The 21876-nt window shown below is 68.1% G+C and carries 7 protein-coding genes and 1 pseudogene; 4 read left to right on the forward strand and 4 right to left on the reverse strand.

Annotation, left to right across the window (positions count from 1 at the left end):
- Positions 1–609 precede the first annotated feature (609 nt).
- The 4 genes and pseudogenes from AC3WR5_RS25190 (at position 610) to AC3WR5_RS25205 (ending at position 7436) form a co-directional block, all read left to right on the forward strand.
- The gene (locus AC3WR5_RS25190; RefSeq protein WP_492488033.1) at positions 610–4362 is read left to right on the forward strand and encodes a hypothetical protein; all 3753 of its coding nucleotides are present in this window, start codon (positions 610–612) and stop codon (positions 4360–4362) included.
- Positions 4363–4399: 37 nt separating this feature from the next.
- Positions 4400–6094 (forward strand): hypothetical protein, encoded by a 1695-nt coding sequence (locus AC3WR5_RS25195; RefSeq protein ID WP_492488035.1) that lies wholly within the window; start codon positions 4400–4402, stop codon positions 6092–6094.
- A 252-nt stretch (positions 6095–6346) separates the two neighbouring features.
- A pseudogene (locus tag AC3WR5_RS25200) lies at positions 6347–6607 on the forward strand (SOS response-associated peptidase family protein); the annotation flags it as partial.
- Positions 6608–6677: 70 nt separating this feature from the next.
- A complete protein-coding gene (locus AC3WR5_RS25205) occupies positions 6678–7436 on the forward strand; it encodes a restriction endonuclease (protein WP_492488037.1) in 759 nt (252 codons plus the stop codon).
- Between the two features lie 165 nt (positions 7437–7601).
- Here AC3WR5_RS25205 and AC3WR5_RS25210 read toward each other — a convergent pair whose 3' ends face one another.
- From AC3WR5_RS25210 to AC3WR5_RS25225, 4 genes are read right to left on the reverse strand one after another with little or no spacing between them, the layout of a single operon-like run.
- Complete coding sequence (locus AC3WR5_RS25210; protein ID WP_492488038.1) at positions 7602–10901, reverse strand: amino acid adenylation domain-containing protein; 3300 nt, start codon at positions 10899–10901, stop codon at positions 7602–7604.
- A gap of 16 nt (positions 10902–10917) precedes the next feature.
- The gene (locus AC3WR5_RS25215) at positions 10918–15405 is read right to left on the reverse strand and encodes a type I polyketide synthase (protein WP_492488040.1); all 4488 of its coding nucleotides are present in this window, start codon (positions 15403–15405) and stop codon (positions 10918–10920) included.
- Entirely contained in the window at positions 15402–18689 is a 3288-nt protein-coding gene (locus AC3WR5_RS25220) for an amino acid adenylation domain-containing protein (RefSeq protein ID WP_492488041.1), read from the reverse strand. The genes AC3WR5_RS25215 and AC3WR5_RS25220 overlap by 4 nt, the downstream gene beginning before the upstream one ends.
- Positions 18690–18713: 24 nt before the next feature.
- Entirely contained in the window at positions 18714–21875 is a 3162-nt protein-coding gene (locus AC3WR5_RS25225) for an amino acid adenylation domain-containing protein (RefSeq protein ID WP_492488043.1), read from the reverse strand.
- Position 21876: the final 1 nt, after the last annotated feature.

Consider the following 21876-nt stretch of genomic DNA (forward strand, 5'->3'; position numbering starts at 1 on the left):
AGGGCAGCAAAGCGTTCGGCGATGCGTTGAGCGGCAGCGAGATTCGGCGTGGAAGCGGGCATGGTCGGCTGTGTCTTCGAAGAAATGACCCAGGCACGCGAGACACGTGACTGGACATATCCAAGACGAAAGCCGGGGGCTGGTGTTTAGGGCTCGATGACTTTCAGGGGCAGCGCTAAAGCGTGGGCAGCCGCCGGAGCGAGCCAGGGATCGACGCAGGAGAACGGCCCGGTTTCGGCGGGACCCGACGCGGCCGATTCGCCGCCATCGGAGCTGACGGGATGTCGGCAACGCAGCGGCTGCTGTCATTCGGTTCTGCATCTCGCATGCCTGCTCACGCTGCAGAGCTGCCTTCCAGCTTGCGGCCGGTAGTTCCCTACGGCCGGGCGCAGGCGCGGCCAGCATTTCCTCCAAGCAAGCGTTGTGCACTCTCCAGCGAATATGCGCTGCGGCGACTAGTATTGCCTCCGCCGCGCCGTAAGAGCCAGAACTCGCCAGCCGGTGAGTCTTCAAGAACATCAAGGAGGTCTCGTGGGCAGAAAGTCAAGAGAGAAGCGCGAGCGTCGACTTGCCAAGAACGCGGAGGATCCTGATTTCCGACTTCGCCAGATGACCAGCTTGGGCGACCGGTTTGGCGAACGCAGACAGGTGCAGGACACCTTCCTCGCCCAAGTGAGGGAGGCCCGCGCCCTCTTCTGCCAGTACGACGCCGCAGACGTAGCGCGTGCGATCGGCGTGTCCGAGCTCTGGCCGGCAAATGCCGGCAGTCACGTCAAACATGCGTTCGCCTGGTGCGTGTTCCTGGACACCCCGCTCGAAGGACGCGGCGGTAGAAGAATCGAGAGCTATGCCGACTTTCAACAGTTTGCCGAAATACTTTATGCAGCCTGGCCCCACTTTCCTACCCTTGAAGACTTCTCTCCTGAGGCGGATTGGGGACAGACCAAGGTGAGCCTCGGCGGCCGGTTCGTACCGATCTTCTACGGCAGCAGCATCGAGCGAGTGCCGGACTTCATGGAGGCCTTTCGAATCACCTACGCCGATGTGCCAGACGCCTTGGCCCAGATGGACTTGGTCGTCGCGCTGCAGGCACTGATCATTGAAGCCATTCCACACCTCACGCAGTCCCCTGTTGTCGATGCGGAACCTGGCCATGTCGAGCTTCCCCCGGAAGATTTCTGGCTTTCTTGCAGGGACGTGCTGCAGAACATCGGTCAACAGAGCGCTTCCTGGCGCCAGCGCGCCGGAACCTCTCTCGACGGGGAAGTCGGTGGCTACAAGGCGCCACTGACCTGGGAATCGTTCGGCAACGCAGCATTCACTGGCGATGCCGTTCCCTTCTTGGGCGTCAGCGTCGGAGGGACCTGGTACCCGATAGCGGTACGAAGCGTTCCGGGGACGGTCGTCGACCACTGGGCAAAGAAGAACACGTCGGGCGTCAGCCTTCAGGTACACCAGAGGCTAGGACAGTTTGTATTCGAGCGCTTTGGCGGCACGCTGCCAGGACCGGTGATGCTGATTCTCGGCGGCGAGATATGCAAAGAGCTGCCCATCAGTAGCGTGACCTCCGCACCGACAGGTGTGTACCTTATTTGCGCTTGCGATCACGAACTGCTCGACAAGCAGTCGGCGGTTGCCGCCGCCGTTCTGGCCAAGGCCCGGCAGGCAAAGAACATTCGCTTCAAGATCGTTGGAGGTCCAGAGGTCCTGCTTTCGGAGGATGGGGTCAACGGCCCGTCAGCCGACGATCTCCACATCATCCTCGCGCCTACTTTGGCGGCCACCTCCGCAGGGCTCCTCAACCTTCCGGACGAACCGTTGCGCCTCCTACCGCTTGCGGATCTCATCACCATCTTCGACAGCCTCACGGATCTGGAGGATCTGCAGCGCTATTGGGTTTTTTGCGATGGGCAGCGGTCGGCCCTGACTCCGTTCTCTCGCGGTCCTGCCGATCTATTCGCTTCGTTCAAAGACACCGACGAAGTTCTGGTTGATGGCGCCGTCGAGCCCACGATGATCAGCCTCGACCCGAGTTGGGGCACCTCTTGGCGCTTCAAGGTGCTCGCTAAATTTTGGGCACGGGCTCCTCGCGTCTTTCCCGATCAAACACCTAGCTGGCAATTGAGCGAAGGGACCGAAGGCGTCATCGAAATGAGTTCGCGCGGCCGCGAGGTCATCGCCTACTCCACTCTCGTCGGCGATTGCACCGTTCAAGCCTTGCTGGAAATCAAGGACGACCTGGACTTGGAAGACGGGCGCATGGTCGACCTGTTCATCCAGATCCTCGCCGACAGCTCTTTCAGGTGCCGTGGGCTGCTTGCTGCCGCGCCACTGTTCCAGCTGGACCATGTTCTGTTCGTCTGCGAAAGCAGCGCGTCCAGCACCATCGTTGGCGATGGCGAAGCAGACTCGGGCACTGCTAAGAGGGCGCTCACGGTCGTAAGTGCTGCCGAAGGAAGCTTCGGCCGAGCCGCAGTCATTCACCTTGATGTCGATGTCCGTGCGGTGCTCGCAGGATTGACCGACGCTACCGACGGGAGTTTCGAGGTGCAGTGCCTTGCGGAAGCGATTCGCAAGAGCCACGACGCCCTGGGCATGGCGCTGCCGGAGCGGCTGGAGGGAACAGTTCTTTCAACGGCAGGTAAGCTCGCTCGATACACGCTGCGAGTTGCCACTCGGCGCGTCGACGTCCCCGACCACCCATCGGTGATCATGCCGAGGATGTCGGACTACAAACTGGCTCGCAAGCAACTCGCTGAGGTGATCCGAGACCTGGGCTTGGCACCTGGCCGATACGCGCTGTCAGAGGCCAAAGAGAAAATTGACCTGGCCGGCGCCCAATTCAGGCTTCGCATCGAAGGGCAGCTCGCTCAGCTCGACCGGCTTCAGCTGATTCGAGCTTGCATCGAACAGCACGATGCGCTTCTAGCCACCGAGCGAGGGCGGATTGAAAGAGCCCGCCAGAGCCTGTCTCACGAGGTGGACTACGACCGAGTTGACGCTGTTGAAGAAGCGCGCAAGCAGTACGGCACTTTAGCTCGTCACTATCGATACCTGTTGGAGAAGGCCGTCAGCAGCCAGGCATCTGGACCCGGCAAAGCCACTCCCGATGTGTTGCGCGAACTGGTGGGCAAAGTTGACTGGCTCATGTCGCTTGCAGGAGCAAGCGACATCCTCCACAACGGGGTCGACGTTGCAGGCATCACCATCAACGATTCGTTCATCCCGGGGGTCTTCTACTCCGACGGTTCCAACGACCGGGAGATTCGGTTCGCGCGTGAGTACGCCAAGACACGACTTGGTCTAGGCGAAAACCGCAAGGACGAAGTCGAGGGTGAGTCGGAGGCACTGTTGGAGTCAGCCGATTTCAACAACGCTTTTGAGACCGACCTTGCATTCAACCTGTCGGACCTGTTCACGTCCATATCCGTGCTGGCCCAAGCCCAGCACCACGGTTTCGCCGAGGAGCTGTCGCTTTCCTACGGCGCCAGCTCAGACAAACTGGCAGAGAAGCTTGCCTCCGAGATCAAGGACCTTGGACAGGAGAAGGCAGAGCGCATCGTTGCCTTCCTGACCCTCTCAGAGACCGGGCTTCTGCGGCTCGCCGGCCGGGACATCCAAGAGGAGGAGGTGCCCTACTGGGAGCATAGCAAGCGTGTTCACCGATACGCCATCCGTCCACTGGTGCAGGTCGGTGATGAATTGCGCTGGGGCGCGGAGGCGGCAAGTCGCTGCATGTTCAATTGGATGTCGTCGGTGCGCGATGGCTACCTGCCCGCCGATTTCGGTTGGCCCAACATCGAACCCGCCGTTCGGCAGGTGAAGGCAAGCATCGAGAAGCGGCTTGAGCTCCGCGGTGAAGAGATTTTCCGCCGGCATACCCCGTATGTCGCGCGGGGCATCGACTTCTACCGGAAGTTTCGAGCCGAAGGATTCGAAGATGTTGGCGACTTCGACGTTCTCGCGTATTGGCCCGACCACAATCTCTTGGTCGCGGTCGAGTGCAAGTACAACCAGCCGGCCTACACAATGAAGGACGGTCGCCGGATTCGCGACAAGATCTTTGGGCGCAAGGAGGACGACAAGGGTCAGATCGGAAAGGTGCTCCGCAGAGGAGCCTTCTTGAAGCAGCACCGGACCCGGATGCTTGAGCTCCTAGGGTGGCCGAAGCCCGCCAATGCTTCGGAGGGCTATGTCGAGCTATACGTCAGCAGGGACATCTACTACTGGATGGTTCACCCGCCGTACTCGGTGCCGACCCACTTTGTGAGAATTTCGACGTTGGATTCTTGGCTAAAGACCGAGCTCTTCACGGTCGCCTGCCTTGAGCCTGGCAAATCAAGCAACCCCATCGTGCCCTGACCACAAAGGCTGCTTCCATATGACTCGTCGATTCAACATGGCGACGCTCAAGGCACTCGCGCAGGCTCCAACTGACGACGCCACCAACTGGCTCGTCGGCGCGGAAGATTCGGTCGCGTTCCTCAAGGCGAATGCGCAGGGCGAGGAAATCGTCATCTACGCGAGCGGGCCGGCCGTCCTGATGCACGGCGTGCTCGCGCCCGTTAAGCAGGTGACGCCTGCGGACCAGGAAGATCTGATGCGCGGCTTTGTCCAGACTGACGAGAGCTGGGTAATCCAGAAGAGCTACGGAGGCGGTGAAGGGCACAAGGTCTACCTTGAGCCGCCGCTGAGGCACGCGGGCAAGTCACTCTCTGGCGGCGAGAAGCTGATCTTCCGCCGATCGTTCGAAGGCGTGCAGAAGGGCGAAAGCCCTGTCGAGTTGAACCAGAAGCTGGTGCACTCGCTCGGCCTGCACTTCGTGCCCGAGCGCAATGCCTACAGCCGGCTCGATGAGCGCGGCGACATCGAAGACGTGATCCGCGTCCTGCGTGCCGAGCTCGAAAACGGCCGCGAAACCCTCACGGCCGTAACAATCCTCGCCAGAGATCTTTCGACGTACATGACGCTGGCGGATATGGCGCTGGTGTTCCTGTTCGACTTCACACGCTTTGCCCCGGGCAGCTTCAACGGCTGGGGCGATCACGACCGAATTGACCGAAGGGCTCCTGACCTCTTCTATCACGGTGGTGGCATCGCCAATGCCAGCTACGTGAACGGCCGGATGATTGTCCGCTCCGCCATCCCGCTGCAGCAGCTGATCGACGATTGGAAAGAAGAGTCGAACCCGACCAAGCGCGAGTACGCGACTTTCAAGATCTTCGACCGCAAGAACGGCGTCGAGGTCGAAACGTCCTGCGCTCCCGAGTTCCTCTCCAACTACTTCCAGGAATCAGACCTTCCATGGGAGATATCGCCGGCCTTCTTCCGGCCGGATGTCCTGCACCGCTTCAAGTCCGACCCCGAGAAGTACACCCTTGATGACCGCACGATCAGCTGTCGAAACGCGTGGTATCTGAAGGGCTACGACATCAACGAAGCGGGACAAGTGCATGCGTATATTGGCGATCTCGCACGCCTGCCGATTGAAGAGCAGCGTTACTGGCAATCGTTCAATGAATGGCCAAAGGGCCCGATCTCAAAGCGCGCGCACGAAAACGACATCATGGGCGAGTTCAGCTCGGAGTACGACCCGCTCCACCTCCTGAAATACAAGATCGGAAAGCTCAACGACACGCCGCCCACATGGTGGCTGCCACGGAGTTCCGAGCATCTCGATGCCTCCCGCTATCCGGCAACCGATTCGACGTTTGAGTGGGCCAACGAGATCATGGCTCTTGACCAACTGGTCGTCGAAGGGTTCCAGCTCAAGCCACTGCGCAAGGTTCTCGAAGACAAGGGCGCGAAAGCAGAATCCAGCTGGGCGTCGCTCCGGGTTCTGGGCGCGATTCTGGTCGCCGCCGGAATGACCGAGGACCAGGCCAAGACCACGCTCTCGCCGCTTTCAAGGCTGCACGGACTGCGGAGCACGCTGAGGGCTCACAGCTCGGTCACTGAGAAGGACAAAGAGGAAAGGCTAGCGCGGTCCACCCACGGGACGCTGCGCGCTCACTTTAAGTGGTTAGCCGGGGGGTGCGACAAGGCTTTCGACGCGGCCCTGCTCGCTCTAGATGTGGGAGATCTCAATACCTGAAAGTCCGCGCATTGCTGCGCCTGCCCGGAGGCGCGGCTGCGAACAAGTGGGAGCGCTTCGTATCCTCCAGCTTTGGCCACTCGCGGCCGGCTGGCGGTGGGCCGCCCGGTCGAGTCCCCGCTAGTGGGGGTGATCGTCGAATGACCCGTGACAGCCGATGCCGACGTTCAACGAGCTAGGCCTGAGTGACTCAGATCAGCCTAGTCCGGCCCGTCCTGACTCAGTCAACTTGGACCGGCACAGGTGGTGTCGGGACAGAACATGCTGGTAACTTGTGTCTGGTCCCATTGGACGGCGCCGAAAGGGGACGAACCCGATCTATTGTCCTTTGCGTTCGTGACGGATGTACCGCCTCAGGAGCTAGCCGATGCGGGCCACGACAGGTGCATCATCCCGATCCGCCGGTAAAACGTGATGAAGTAGCTCAAACCTGATCCGAAGGACTTGGCTGCGCAATACGCGATCCTTGATGATAGGGAACGCCCGTATTACGAGCATCGCTTGGCAGCCTGAGCAGACTTATGTTGTTGCGCTGTGCGGTCGATAACTTCTATTTTTCACTCAAGGGGAGCTTTTGCATCGTATGTCTACTCTTCCTCATTGGAGGCAGTACCAAGAGGACGTGGCGTCCTTCTTTCGTCAGTTTGGGTTTGACGCAGGGACGGATGTAGCCCTGAAGGGCGTCCGGACGTCTCACGACGTTGACGTTGTTGTTCGTTCTAAGCATGTCGGATTTCCGTTGTTCTGGCTCATCGAATGCAAAGATTGGAAGTCGGCAGTACCGAAGGGGCACGTATTGCAGCTAAGAACAATCGTTGAAGACGTTGGTGCTGACCGCGGAATCATGATGTCTGAGTCAAGCTTCCAGAGTGGTGCGGTTGAGGCGGCGTACAGCTCAAATATTCAACTTTCGTCGTTAGCGCAGTTGAAGCTAATTACCGCCGACGCGATGGAGTCACAGAAGCTCTCCCATCTCTACGCCCGTTATGGAGCGGCGAAGGAGCTGTTCTGGGAGATTCCAAAATATGCGCGAATCGCGCACCTCCTGCGTACGGACGCCTTTAGAAAGGATGAGGTTCCTGGACTGGCGATTTTGAACTTTGCAGATGAAGTCCTTGCGAAGGCCCATCGATCGGCTTATCCGATTTCTGCAGTTCTCTTGAATGGGCTGGAGACCTTCAACAACAATTCGGAGGTCTTGACCAAGTTGGAGTCGCTCATGGGCAGCCTCGAAGCTAGGCTCACTTGGTGCATGACGGAACGTCAGAACTGGCCCAAAGATGAGGACGAAGCGTATGAGCAAGCCTTCGCTGCTATGAAGACCTCGCTGGGCCGTCCCTGAATCGCGACCGAGAATTCGAGCTATGTGCGTAGGCGCTGGCCACGATTGACCAGCACGCTTGCCAGCGCTAACTACTGCACCGGTACTGACCGGAGGACTTCTATGCAGCGACAGCGGTCGCCGGAAGCACAAACCCAGCGACTGCGGCCAGCCTGACGCAGCCGTTCAAGCCAGACTATCCAAAAACGCATCCATCGCGGCCAGCGCCTGATCGGCATCTCGTCCTTGCCTGCTCGCGGCAGTTCGCAGGCCATCCAGGTGCGCAGCCAGGTCCTGCAGCACCGGCAGCCGGAACACGTCCTTCAGCGCCACGTCTGCATGGCCGTCTTGCTGCAGGCGCGCGACGAGTTGCACGGCCAGCAGCGAATGGCCGCCAAGCGAGAAGAAATGATCACGGCGGCCCACGCGAGGGCGACCCAGCAGGTCTTGCCAGAGCGTGGCCAGCGCCTGTTCGGTGTCGCCTTCGGGTGCCTCGTGGGCAGCGGCGTCGAGCGCAGCGCCGGGTTCGGGCAAGGCGTGGCGGTCGACCTTGCCGTTGGCGTTCAGCGGGAGCGTGGGCAGTTGCACCAGGGCCGAGGGCAGCATGTATTCGGGCAGCACGCGGGCCAGAGCCGTGCGCAGCATCGCGTCGCCCAGCGGCTCGCCGCCATGCGCGATGTAGGCCACCAGGCGCAGGCCGGTGGGGCCTGTGCGGGCCATGACCACTGCGGCGCGCACGCCGGGTTGGGCCAGCAGTTGGGCTTCGATCTCGCCCAGCTCGATGCGGAAGCCGCGCAGCTTGACCTGTTGGTCGCTGCGGCCGAGGTAGGCGAGCCGGCCATCGGCGCTGGCGCGCACCAGGTCGCCGGTGCGGTAGAGGCGCGCGCCATGGTGGCCAGAGGGATCGGCGATGAAACGCTCGGCGCTGAGGCCGGGGCGCTGCAGGTAGCCGCGGGCCAGGCCCACGCCGCCGATGTACAGCTCGCCGGCGGCGCCCAGCGGCACGGGCTGCAGGTCCGCATCGAGCACCTGCAGTGTGGTGCCGGCAATGGCGTGGCCGATGCCGGGTTCGCCACCCGGCGGCACGGCCTCGGCGCTGGACCAGATCGTCGTTTCGGTCGGCCCGTAGAGGTTCCACAGCGACACGCCCAGCGCCTGCAGCGAAGCGACCAGGTCCGGCGGCAGCGCCTCGCCGCCGCACAAGGCTCTCAGCCTGGCCTGGCCACTCGCGGGCCAGCCGGCGGCCAGCAGCAGGCGCCAGCCCGAAGGCGTGGCCTGGACCACGGTGGCGCCGCTGGCTTCCACCAGCTGCGCCAGCGCGCGGCCATCGCTCAAGGTGTCGGCATCGGCCAGCACGACTTGCGCGCCGCTGATCAGCGGCAGCCAGAGTTCCAGCGCGGCAATGTCGAAGGACAGCGCGGTCAGCGCCAGCACCACGTCCTGCGGCCCCAGGCCGGGTGCCTCGTCGCGCATGCTGAGCAGGAAGTGCGACAGCGCGTGATGCCGCACCATCACGCCCTTGGGCTGGCCGGTGGAGCCGGAGGTGTAGAGCACGTAGGCGAGTTGCTCGCCATGCACAGTCTGAGCCGGCGCTTGAGCGGGACCGTGCGTGAGGTCCAGGTCCTGCAGCATCAAGACGGGCAGGTTCGCGCCCGGTGGTGCCGGCTGAGTGGCCAGCAGCAGCGCGGCGCCGCTGTCGCGCAGCATCAGCGCCAGGCGCTCGGGCGGCAGGCCAGGGTCCAGCGGCAGGTAGGCGGCGCCGGTCTTCACGATCGCGAGCAGGCCCACGACCATCTCGATGGACCGCGGCAAGGCAATGGCCACCAGTGTTTCGCGGCCGGCGCCGCGGGCGGCCAGCGCATGGGCCAGCCGGTTGGCTTGGGCCTCCAGCTCGGCGTAGCGCAGGCTGCGGCCAGCGCAGCGCAGCGCGATGGCCTCTGGCGTGGCCGCGGCTTGGCGGGTGATCAGCGTGTGCAGCGGCGGCGCATCGGCGAAGCGGCGCGGGTTGTGGGCGGCGGCTTGCCAGGCCTGTTCGTCAGCATGCGGCAACGGCAGTTCGGCGAGGCGGCTTTCGGGTGCTTCGGCCAAGGCGCGCAGCACCGCCTCGGCATGCTCGGCAAGCCGGGCGATGGTGGCGCGCTCGAACAGCTCTTGCGGGTAACCGAAGTCCAGCCGAACACTGCCGTTTTCGTCCTCCACCGCGGTCACGCTCAGTTCGAACACGGCGGGCTTGTCCAGCGCCAGGTCCAGCGGCTGCACTGCCAGGCCGGGCAGCACAGGACGCGCCCCGGCATCGGCGCGCAGGTGGTTGAACATCACCTGGCACAGCGGGCTGCTGCCCAACTGGCGCTCGGGCTGCAAGGCCTCGACGAGTTGCTCGAACGGCAGGTCCTGGTGCGCCTGCGCGCCCAGCGCGGCCTCGCGCACCTGGGCGAACAGCTCGTGCAGGCGCATCCGGCCATCCAGCTGGCTGCGCAGCACCTGCGTGTTGACGAACAGGCCGACCAGGCCTTCGGTTTGCGCGCGGTGGCGGTTCGCGATGGGCACACCGACGCGGATGTCGCGCTGGCCGGTGTAGCGGTAGAGCAGCGCCTGCAGCCCGGCCAGCAAGGCCATGAACAGCGTGCCGCCCTGCTGCTGCGCCAGGCGGCGCAAGCCCTGCACCAGCGCCGGTGGCAGCGGGTGTTCCAGGCGCGCCAGCCGGTGGGCAGCTTCCGCGCGGCGAGGATGGTCCGCCGGCAGTTGCAGCACCGGGTGTTCGCTGCCCAGCTGCTGGTGCCAGTAGGCCAGTTGGCGCGCGGTTTCGCCCGCGGCCAGCCAGCGGGTTTGCCAGGCGGCGTAGTCGGCATAGGCGATGGGCAAAGCCGGCAGCGCACCCTGCCCCGCATACAGTTGGCCGAACTCGCGCAGCAGCAGTTGCATGGACCAGCCGTCTGACACGATGTGGTGCATGCCCAGCACCAGCAGGTGGTCCCCTGGCCCCAGGCGGACCAGCGCCACGCGCAGCAGCGGGCCACGCGCCAGGTCGTAAGGCGTGAGCAGCAGGCGCTGCAGCGTGGCCTGCACGCTGGCGGCACCTGGCTCCTCGCCTACGTGGTCGATCAGGGGCACCTCAATCGCCATCTCAGGCTGGATCACCTGTTGCGCCAGGCAGTCTTCACCTGCCTCAAACACGGTGCGCAGCGAAGCGTGCCGGGCCACCAGGGACTGGAACGCCTGGCGCACCGCCGCCGTGGCCAGCACGCCTTGCAGGCGCAGCACTTCGGCCATGTGCGCGGTCGTGGCCTGCGGGTCCAGCTGCCACAGGAACCATTGCCGCTGCTGGGCATGCGACAGCGGCGCACTCACCAGTTGCAGCGCCGGAATGCCGGCGGCCACCGGCGCCGCATCGCCGCGCAGGCCCGCGGCGAGCTGCGCCGCCAGCCTGGCCTGCTGCTCGGGGGTCAGGCTGGCGCGGCGGTTTGCGATGTTGTCCAAGGTGCTCATGCGAAAAGGCGTTTCTTCAGGAAAGGTCCGCGCCGATCTGTTCGATCAGGCGCAGCTCCACCAGCGCGGCCAGGCCGGCAACAGTGGGTTCGGTGAACAGCTCGGCCGGATGCAGCGTGACGCCAAAGCGCTGGCGCACCTGGGTCAGCAGTTGCAGGGCGGTGAGCGAATCGCCGCCCAGCTCGAACAGGCTGTCGCGCCGGCCAATGCCGTGGAAGCCCAGGGTCTCGCCCCATAGCGCCGCCAACGCCTGCTCCAGCTCGCCTTCGGGCGCTGCAAACGGCACAGCAAGCGCGGGGCGCGCATGAGCCGCCGAGCGACGCGGTGCGGCGACAGGCAGCGCGTCGCCGAAGTCCAGCGAGCGCGCCGCGGCCTGCTTGGCGGCCAGGCCTTGCGGCGAGACCAGCACCGCCGCCGGCGCCCCCGCCAGCACGCGCTCGAAGGCCTCGGCGCCTTGCGCGGGCGAGAGGCTGGCGGCGGCATCCGGGTGGCGGTGCGCGGCCATGCCGACCTCGCGCCAGCTGTCCCACAGCAGCGACCAGGCCGGCCAGCCGCGCTCGCGGCGCAGCCACTGGGCATGGGCATCGAGGCAGGCGTTGGCGGCTGCGTAATCGGCATCGCCGAAGGCGCCGACCACCGCGGCCATCGAGCTGCAGTGGGCGACAAAGTCCGGCGCCGGCCCGTCCCAGGCTTGCGCCAGCGCGCGGGCACCACCGAGCTTGGGTGCCATCACGGCGGCCACCGCTTCGGGGTCGCGCTGGGCCATCACACCCCCGCCGGCCAGGCCGGCGGCATGGATCACGCCGTGCACGGTGCCGAAGCGCTGCCGCACCGCCTGCAGCGCGCCGCGCAGCTGGGCCGCATCGCTCACGTCGACTTGCAGCGCCAGCCATTCGCCGCCCTCGCCTGCCAGCGTTTCGAGCGCCTGCAGGCGCAGGCGCAGCGCGGCGGGGGTGGCCGGATTGGCCAACAGTGCCGGCCAGCCGCTCTGCGCCGGCAAGGCCGTGCGGCCCAGCAGCACCAGCCTGGCCTGCCAGTGGCGCGCCAGGTGCGTGGCCAGCACCAGGCCAATGCCGCCCAGGCCGCCGGTGATCAGGTACACGCCGCCACGCCGCAGCGGTGGCGCGGCCTTGGGGCGAGAGACCGCGACCGCCTGCTGCACCCAGCGGTGCGGGCCGCGCAGCGCCAGCTGTGGCAGCGCCGCGGGCGACTGCAGCTCGGCCAGCACCTGCGCGGCCAGCTGGACTTGCGCGCGTGCGTCACCGGCCGGGTCCAGCGCGTCGATCAGCTGGCATTCGATGTCCGGCCACTCCTGTGGCAGCGCCGCGCACGGGCCACGCAGCGCGGCCTTCGCGGGGTGCAACGGCTCGGTGCCGGTGATGTCGTCCAGCTGGCTGGCCAGCACGGTGATGCGCAGCTTCGCAGCCCGCACCGCCGGGCCGGCGCGGTGCAGCGCCCGCACCAGCGCGAGCAGGCTGTACAGCCCGTTTTGCAAGACGGCTTCGTCCTGCGCGTCGTCTGCGGCTGGCAGGCTGCCGGTGTGCACGATGTGTTGCAGCGGTCCGTGGGCAGCGGCGGCGTGTTGCAGCAGGCTGGCCAGCGTGTCAGCATCGCCTTCGAACGGCGTGACGCGCTGCACGGCATGACCTGCCTCGCTGAGCATCGCGGCGAGGGTTTCGTCGAACGCGCTGTGCTGGCCCAGCAGCAGCACCGGGCCAGCGGTCCGGGCCACCGGTGCGGACTGCGGCTCGGCGCGTTGCCAGCGCATCACCTCGAACCAGTCGTCCAGCGGGCGAGGGCCGGCGGTGACTGGCGAGAGCGACGCGACCGGACCGGCCTCGACCCAGTGGCGCTGCCGCTCGAACGGATAGCCGGGCAGCGGCACGCGGCGTGGCCTGGCCTCGGCGAGCCGGCAGGCGTCCCAGTCCAGCGGCGCACCCGCTTGCCACAGCCGTGCCAGCGTGCCGGCAAGGTGGGCTTCGGCCTGCGCCTGTTCGCGTGGATGCGGCTGCGAGGCCAGCAGCGCGGCGGCTTCGCCGGCACGGGCATGGCGGCGCGCCAGGCCGGTCAGCACTTCGCCGGGGCCAACCTCCAGCAACAGCCGGCCCGGCGCGGCGAGCAAGCTGTCCAGCCCATCGGCAAAGCGCACGGTGCCGCGCAGATGGCGCACCCAGTAGGCCGGGCTGGTGGCCTCTTCGGCGGTGATGAAACGGCCGCTGAGGTTGGAGATGAAAGGCAGGCGCGGCGGGTGCAGCGAGACCCGCGCCAGCGCGGCCTCGAAGGCCGGCAGCGCAGGTTCGACCATCGCCGAATGGAAGGCATGCGAGACCTGCAGCCGCCGCACGGCCACACCTCTTGCCTGCAACAACTGCTCGGCCGCGGCAATGCATGCCACCGGCCCGGCCAGCACGCACAGGCCTTCGGCATTCACCGCCGCCAGGCTGCAGCCCTGCGCCAGCACTTCGGGCGGCAGCGCGGATTCGGCCAGCGCCACCGCGCTCATCGCGCCGGTGGGCAAGGCCTGCATCAGCCTGCCGCGTTCGGCGATCAGCGCCAAAGCGTCTTCCAGGCTGAACACGCCCGCCAGGCAGGCGGCCACGTATTCGCCCACGCTGTGGCCCAGCATGGCCGTGGGCTGCAGGCCCCAGCTCATCCACAGCCTGGCCATGGCGTATTCGACGACAAACAGCGCTGGCTGGGTCAGCGCGGTCTGGGCCAGGGTCTCGGCGGCCACGCGCTCGTCGCTGGCGGACGGGAACAGGCAGTCGCGCAGGTCCAGGCCCAGGCGCGGGCGCAATTGCTCGGCGCATTGGTCCACCAGGCTGCGAAACAGGGGGGCATGCGCATACAGCGCGCGGCCCATCTGCAGATGCTGCGCGCCCTGGCCTGGGAACAGGAAGACCAGCTCGGGCGACTGCGCGCCGACCTGGCTGGCGGCCAGCCATTGGCCCTGCTCTGGCCTGGCGCCGGGCGGCACCAGGCGCACGCTCCGGTGGGCCAGCGCGCGGCGGCCGGCCTGCAGCGTGAACGCAGCGTCAGCCGCGGCCGGTACGCCGGGTGCGGCCAGGCAGGCGTCCAGCTCGGCCTGGGCCTGTTGCAGCGCGGTGGCGCTGCGGGCCGACAACGGCAGCAGTTGCCAGCCTTCGGAACGCGCTGCGTGCACGGGAGGTGGCGCTTCCTCCAGCACCACGTGCGCATTGGTGCCGCCCATGCCAAATGAGCTGACGCCCGCGCGGCGCGGCGTGGTGCCGGCCGGCCAGGGCCGGGTGCGGGCGTTGACCTCGAAGCCACCAGCGGCAAAGTCGATCTGCGGGTTGGGCCGCTCGAAATGCAGGCTGGCCGGCAGCGTGGCATGGCGCAGCGCGAGCACGGTCTTGATCAGGCCGGCGACGCCGGCGGCGGCGTCCAGGTGGCCGATGTTGGTCTTCAGCGAGCCGATGGCGCAGGGCGCGGCGCGGGCCGGCTGGCCTTCGCTGTTCGCGGCAAAGGCCTGGGCCAGCGCGGCCAGCTCGATCGGGTCGCCCATGGGCGTGCCGGTGCCATGTGCCTCGACGTAGCCGATGCTGGCCGGCGCCACGCCCGCCACGCGCTGCGCGGCAACGATGGCGCGTGCCTGGCCTTCCACGCTGGGCGCCGTGTAGCCGACCTTGCCGGCGCCGTCGTTGTTGATGGCCGAGCCCTTGATCACGGCGTGCACCGTGTCGCCATCGGCCAGCGCCTCGGCCAGGCGCTTGAGCACGACCACGCCCACACCGCTGCCGCTGAGCGTGCCGGCGGCTTGCGCGTCGAAGGCACGGCAACAGCCATCGGGCGAGCGGATGCCGCCGGGCTGATAGAGGTAGCCCTGTCCCTGCGTCAGGTTCAGCGACACGCCGCCGGCCAGCGCCAGATCGGCCTCGAAATTCAGCAACGCCTGGCAGGCCAGGTGCACGGCCACCAGCGAGGTGGAGCAGGCCGTTTGCACCGAGATGGCTGGGCCGCGCAGGTCCAGCGTGTAGGCGGTGCGCAGTGCGAGCGCATCCTTGTCGTTGCCGTTCAGCAGCGCGGGCAATGCGGCCTCGTCGGCCAACGCGCCGGCCGGCAGCAGCTGGCGCCAGACGTACTGGTTGGCGCTGCTGCCGGCGTAAACGCCCGTGCGCACCGGGCGCGACGGGCCGTCGTAGCCGGCGTGCTGCAGCGCGTGCGCGGCGGTTTCGAGGAACACACGCTGCTGCGGGTCCAGGCGCTGGGCCTCGCCGGCAGCCAGGCCGAAGTAGCCGGCGTCGAACAGCGCCATGCCTTCCAGCACCACGCCGGCCTTCACATAGGCCGGGTCGGCCAGCAAGGCCTCGGGCACGCCTTGCGCGCGCAAGGCCTCGTCGCTGAAGCGCTGCACCGACTCGACGCCGTCCCGCAGGTTCTGCCAGAAGGTGGCCAGGTCCGGCGCGCCGGGGAAACGCCCGGCCAGGCCGACGATGGCGATGTCCATCTCGCCCATCTGGCCCACGTCAATGGACTCGCTCATCGCAGCGCTCCTGCTGCGGCGGCACGGCGGCGGCGCATCAAGGCCTCGCGCTGGCGGGCCGCGTCGCCAACCGCGGTCTGCAGCGCGCTGCTGGCGGCGGGTTGCTCGCGCGCGACCAGGTGCCCCGCCAGCGCGGCGATGGTGGTGTGGGCAAACAGCTCGACCAGTGGCACCTGCAAGCCAAGCTGCTGCTTCAGCGCGGCCTGCAGCGCGACCAGGCGCAGCGAGTGGCCGCCGAGGTCGAAGAAGTTGGCGTCCCGGCCCAGCTGGGCCACCGGCAGGTTCAGCACCTCGGCCCAGACCTTGGCGAGCGCGGCCTCGCCTGGCTGCAGCGGCGCGCCGCCGGTGCCCTCCCCGCTTGGTGCCTGTGGTTCGGGCAAGGCCTTGCGGTCGATCTTGCCGTTGGCATTCAGTGGCAAACGCGGCAGCGTGACGAAGCGCGCCGGCAGCATGTAGGCCGGCAGCACACGGGCCAGCGCGGCCTGGTGGGCGGCAACGGCGTCGCCCGCCATCTCGGGCGCGAGGTAGGCGACCAGGCGCTCCGGCGCGGCGCCGGCGGGCGCTCCGGCGGCCGGCAGTGCCACCACCACGGCTTCGCGCACGCCAGGCTGGCTCAGCAGCTGCGCCTCGATCTCGCCCAGTTCGATGCGCTGGCCACGCAGCTTGAGCTGGTGGTCCAGCCGGCCGAGGTATTCGAGCTGGCCGTTCTCACGGTGTCGCACCAGGTCGCCCGTGCGGTAGAGGCGCTCGCCGTCTGCGGCCAGCGGGTCGGCAATGAAACGCTCGGCGCTGAGCGCCGGCTTGCCGAGGTAGCCACGGGCCAGGCCTACGCCGCCGAGGAACAGCTCGCCCGGAGCGCCGGGGGCGACCGGGTTCAGGTCGGCGTCCAGCACACGCAGCCGCAGGCCGGCGATGGGTGCGCCAATCGGCACGGCGCGGGCCAACGCCGCGTCCTCGGGCCGGCAGGTCCACTGGGTGACGTCGATGGCGGCCTCGGTCGGGCCGTAGAGGTTGTGCAGGCGGGCTTGCGGCAGGCAGGCGGCCAGGCGGCGCTGCAGTTCGACCGGCAAGGCTTCGCCGCTGCAGACGATGTCGCGAACGCCGGTGCAACTGCGCGCCACCGCCTCGTCAGCGAGGAAGGCCTGCAGCATCGAGGGCACGAAGTGCAGCGTCTTCACCGCGTGCCGGCGAATCGCCTCGGCCAGCCGGGCCGGCTCGCGATGCGCCTCGGGCGCGGCCAACGCCAGGCGCGCGCCGATGGTCAAGGGCCAGAAGAATTCCCAGACCGAGACGTCGAAACCGATGGGGGTTTTCTGCAGCACGGTTTCGCCCGCCGCCAGCGGGTAAGCCTGCTGCATCCAGGCCAGCCGGTTGTGCAGCGCGCCGTGCACATTGGCCGCGCCCTTGGGCCGGCCGGTGGAGCCGGAGGTGTAGAGCACGTAGGCCAGTTGCGCCGCGTGCACCGGCAGCGCGGGATCGTGCGTGGGGCCTGTGGCGGCCAGCGTGGCGCTCACCGCCCGTTGCGGGAACGCAGCCAGCGCCGGCGGGCTTTGGCCGGGCAGCGTGAGCACCAGGGCCACGCCGCTGTCTTTGGCCATGTAGGCCAGGCGCTCGGCCGGCAATGTCGGGTCCAGCGGCACAAAGGCGGCGCCGGCTTTCAGCACCGCCAGCAGCGCGATCACCAGTTCCAGCGAACGCGGCATCGCCACGCCGACCCGCTGCTCGGGCTGCAGGCCGCCTGCGAGCAGCGCATGGGCGAGCTGGTTGGCGCGGGCCTCCAGTGCGTCGTAGCGCAGCGACTGTGCTTCGCCGCCCTCGCCTGCCATCACCAGTGCGATCGCGGCTGGCGTGGCGCGGGCCTGCGCAGCAATTTGCTGGTGCACCGGCTGCGTGCCGGGCATGGCCGGGCCGCCGTCGCCCCAGCGGGCAAGCTGGGCCAGCTGCGGCTCGTCGACCAGGTGCAGCGCGCCGTAGCGTTGTTCGGGCGCGTGCAGCAGCTGGCCTAGCACCGCCTCGAAGGCGCCGGCCAGCCACTGCGCGGTGGCGGGCTCGAACAGAGCACTGCTGTACTCCAGCCGGCCCTGCACGCCGTCTGCCCCGATGTAGAAATCCAGCGACAGGTCAAACTTGGCACCGCTGTCGTCGAACTCGATGAAACCGGCCTGCAAACCGTCCAGCGCCAGCGTGGCGGACTGCGCCATCTGCACGCCCAGCATCACCTGGAACAGCGGACTGCGGCCCGGCTCGCGGCGCTCGCTACGCTGCGCGGCCAGCAGCTCGAACGGCAGGTCGGCATGGGCCAGCGCGTCCAACGCATCGGCGCGCACGCGGCGGCAGATGTCGCGCAGGCTGGCCGCGGGGCTGAGCCGCACGCGGTGCACCAGCGTGTTGACGAAAAAGCCCATCAGGCCTTGCAAGGCCTCGTCGTCACGGCCGGCATGCGGCACGCCGATGGCGAAGTCCTGCTGCCCGCTCCAGCGGCCCAGCAACAGCTGCCAGGCGGTGAGCAGCACGACAAACGGCGTGCAGCGCTCGGCGCGGCAGAACTCGCGCAGCGCCAGGCACAGCGGCGTAGGCAATGCAAAGCCCAGCGCGCGGCCTTCGAAGCGCGGCAAGGCGGGGCGTGCATGGTCGGTGGGCAGCGCCAGCGCCGGCACTTCGGCGCCCAGGTAGGCGTTCCAGTGCGCCAGCCGCGCGGCCAGCGCTTCGCCTTGCAGGGCTTCGCGTTGCTGCGTGGCGTGCTCGGTGTATTGCAAGGGCAGCGGCGGCAGCGCCACGGCGCCTGGCTGCTGGCGGGCCTGCCGGTAAGCCTCGGCCAGGTCCGTGGCCAGCACGGGATTGGAGCCGGCGTCCGAGGCAATGTGGTGCAGGCAGAAGACCAGCACATGGCGGGTCTCGTGCAGCTGGACCAGCCGCGCCTGCATCACCGGCGCCTGGGCCAGGTCGAAGACATGCAGTGCCAGCTCGCGCACCGAAGCCTGCAGCGCGGCCTGCTGCGCCCCGCCGGCCAGCGCACGCAAGTCCTGCCGCTGCAGCGTGAAGGCCAGCGAGGGCTGCACCCATTGCAGCACCCGGCCGCCATGCTCGGCAAAGCGGGTGCGCAGCACGGCATGCCGGTCGACCACGGCCTGGAAGGCGCGGGCCAGCGCATCGGCGTCCAGCACACCGTCCAGCGTGAAGACGCGCGGCAGGTTGTAGGCCGTCTGCCCCGGCGCGAGCTGCTGCAGCAACCACAGCTGCTGCTGGCCGAAGGACAGGGGATGGGCGTGGGGCGGCAGGGTCATGTCGAAGGCACTTGGGGTGGGAACTCAGGCGGGCTGCAGGGCCTGGGCGCGCTGCAGCAGCTCGTCCGCGTCCTCGCGCGCCTGCAGCGCCGCGGCCAGCGCGGCGGCGCTCGGGTGGTCGAAAACCCAGGCCGGCGGCACTTCCACTGCGAGCTGCTTGCGCAGGCGGGCCACCAGGCGGATCACCAGCAGCGAGTGGCCGCCGTGGTCGAAGAAATCGTCTTCCACGCCCAACGCACCGCGGCCCAGCAGCTCGCCCATGCCGGCGGCCAGCAAGGCCTCGACGGCATCGCGCGGTGCACGCTGCGGCGAGGCAGGTGCGGCTTCGGCTTGGCGCGCGATCGCGGCCAGCGCCTGGCGATCCAGCTTGCCGTTGGCCAGGCGCGGCAGCGTGGCCAGCAGGTGGCACTGGGCCGGCAGCAGCGCTGCGGGCAACGCGGCGGCCAGCGCCTCGCGCAGGCCGTTGGCCGTGACACCGGTTTCAGCGACGACGAAGGCAGCCAGCACGGTCTGGCCCGTGGCGTCGGCCAGGCCCAGCACGGCGGCCTGGCGCACACCGGCTTGCGCGCGCAACGCAGCTTCGGTCTCGGCCGGCTCCACCCGGAAGCCGCGGATCTTCAGCTGGTCGTCTGCCCGGCCGAGCAGGCGCAGGCCGCCTTCGGGCAGCAGGCAGGCCAGGTCGCCGCTGCGGTAGAGGCGCTGGCCGAGCTGAAGCGGGTCGGTGATGAACACGCTGTCGGGCCCGTCCAGCAGGTTCAGCTCGGGGCGGTTCAGGTAGCCGTCGCAGAGCTGCGCGCCGCCGATGAACAGCTCGCCGACCGCACCGATGGGCACCGGCCGGCGCTGGCGGTCCAGCACCCGCACGACGCTGCCGGCCAGCACCTGGCTCAGCGGCAGGCGCTCGGGCCAGGGCGCGCCGGGCGGGCAGGCATGCACCATCACGCCGACTGTCGCCTCGGTCGGCCCGTAGTGGTTGGCAATCCGCGTGGCCGGCGAGAGCGCAGCGATGCGCGCCAGCAGCGCACGCGGCGCCGGCTCGCCGCCGAGCACGATGCGCGCCGGCAGCAGTGGCTGCTCGCCTTCCAGCAAGGCCTGCAGGTGCGAAGGCACGATCTTCAGCGCGGTGATGCGACCGGTTGCCAGGAAACGCGCGAAGTGCGCGGCGTCCTGCATCTGCTCTGGCGTTGCGATGACCAGGCAGCCGCCGTGGCACAAGGCACCAAACAGCGCCGTGTTGCCCAGGTCCGCCGCGACCGTCCCGGTGAGCGCCCAGCGTTGCGGGCCGGCCAGGTCCAGCGCCTGCGCCACGCCGGCCACGTAATGCCACAAGGCGCCGTGCGAAATCATCACGCCCTTGGGCCGGCCGGTGGAGCCGGAGGTGTAGAGCACGTAGGCCAGGTCTTGAGGTTGACGACCCGGCGGCAGGGCCGCAGCGGATGTGGGGCCGGCCATCAGCGCGGCCCAGCTCGTCACCGGACAGTCGGCACCGGGCTGCGGCGTGTCGCTGACCAACAGTGCCGGGCGGGCCTCGGCCAGCACCGCAGCGCGGCGCGCGGCCGGCCATTCTGGGTCCAGCGGCAGGTAGGCCGCACCGGCTTGCCAGGCGGCCAGCATCGCGACGAGCAACGCTGGCGAGCGCGGCAGCATCAGCGCGACGATTGAGGTCTCCCTTGTTTGAGACAGTTTTGGATCCGTTCGCCCTGAGCCTGTCGAAGGGCTTGCGTCGAGGCACCCGCCGGCTTCGACAGGCTCAGCCCGAACGGGGGGCTGTGTCACGAATCTTGAAGGTCTCAATGGGCGCTGCTCGCCGGGCGCGGCAGGCTGCATGGCCTGCACCATCGCGGCAGCGGCCTGGCGCACCTGCGCAGCCAGTTCGGCGTAGCTGAGTTGGCCACCATCGGCCTCAATCGCCGGTGCGTCCGGCGTGTGCTCGGCCCAATGCATCCACAGTGCGTCCACACCCTGCGCGCAAGGCACAGCGGGCGGGCCTTGCAGCGCGGCGTGGGCCTGTTGATCCGCCACGCTCAGCGGGTTCAGCTCGGCCAGCGCTGTGGCCGGCTCAGCGAGCAAGGCAGCGATCCAGGCCTGGCATTGCGCCAGCAGCACCTGCGCATCGCACGCCGCCTGCGCCCGCACCGTCAACTTCGCACCGGCTGGCGACCACAGCACCTGCTGGCCCAGCGTGCTGCCAGGCCAGTCGCCTTGCAGCGCGAGCACACGCCAGCCGCTGGCCAGGGCCGGCAGCGTGTGGCCGGCAAAACCCGCGGCGAGATGCACCTGCGATGGCGGCGCCTGCACCGGCCAGTATTCCTGCGCGGCGAGGTGGGCGGCAGCGTCGGCCTGCCAGCGCAGCAGCCAGCCGGCAAATGACTCGTCTGCCCTCGCGTCCAGCCGCAGCGGCAGCGGCTTGTCGAACAGGCCGACGGCCCCCTGCATCACGTCGTAGTCGTCGCGGCAGTCGTGTTGCCAGTGCGCAAGCCGCGGCTCGAAGCCTGCCAGCCGCACCAGCAGCGACCACCAGGCGGCCTGCAGCCAATCGCAGTGCGACATGCCGGCCGACCCGGCAGCGGCGGCGATGGCGTCAGATTGCGTGGCGCTCAGCGTGGCGACCGCGGCGTGTTCTGCCGAGGCATCACCGCGCTGGGCCGGATGTGCTGCGGGCCAGGTTTCGGTGCCGGCCAGCGCCTGCTGCCAATAGGCGCGGCCTGGCGCGGCGTCTTCGCCTTCGGTCAGCGCCTGGCGCCACTCGGCATAGGCGGGGTACTGGAACAGGCTGTCGACTTCCGGCGCGAGCGCGCCAGCGCAAACGTCCGCCAGCTGCTGCGCCAGCGCAAGCAGGCTGCCCGCATCGGCCCACAGCGGGTGCGCGGCCAACAGCAGCCGGCCTGCGGCCAAGCCCACGCGCAGGCCTTCGCCGGGCTGCGCTGCGGGCTGCAGCAGCGCGGGTAGGTCCACCTGTTGCAGACGTGGCAGGGCCGACAGCGCGCATTGCGCATGCGCTGGCCACAGCGCATTCAACGCGGCTTGCAGCGCATCGGCGCGCAGCGTGGCGGGCACTTCAAGCTGCAGCACGCGCCAGGGCAAGGCCGCGTCGGCAGGCAAGGCCTGCAGCGCGGCGCGCATCGCGCGCTGCTCGGGGCTGGGTGCGGCTTCGGTGGGCCAGGCGGCCAGGTGGCGATCGGCCATG

It is taken from the genome of Ideonella sp. FW305-24, assembly GCF_058788035.1.

What these genes read in the sequence shown, in the direction of transcription:
- AC3WR5_RS25225 (WP_492488043.1), bottom strand. Translation starts at nt 21,875, where the DNA reads ATGGCCGATCGCCACCTGGCCGCCTGGCCCACCGAAGCCGCACCCAGC.
- AC3WR5_RS25215 (WP_492488040.1), bottom strand. Translation starts at nt 15,405, where the DNA reads ATGAGCGAGTCCATTGACGTGGGCCAGATGGGCGAGATGGACATCGCC.
- AC3WR5_RS25205 (WP_492488037.1), top strand. Translation starts at nt 6,678, where the DNA reads ATGTCTACTCTTCCTCATTGGAGGCAGTACCAAGAGGACGTGGCGTCC.
- AC3WR5_RS25210 (WP_492488038.1), bottom strand. Translation starts at nt 10,901, where the DNA reads ATGAGCACCTTGGACAACATCGCAAACCGCCGCGCCAGCCTGACCCCC.
- AC3WR5_RS25190 (WP_492488033.1), top strand. Translation starts at nt 610, where the DNA reads ATGACCAGCTTGGGCGACCGGTTTGGCGAACGCAGACAGGTGCAGGAC.
- AC3WR5_RS25220 (WP_492488041.1), bottom strand. Translation starts at nt 18,689, where the DNA reads ATGACCCTGCCGCCCCACGCCCATCCCCTGTCCTTCGGCCAGCAGCAG.
- AC3WR5_RS25195 (WP_492488035.1), top strand. Translation starts at nt 4,400, where the DNA reads ATGGCGACGCTCAAGGCACTCGCGCAGGCTCCAACTGACGACGCCACC.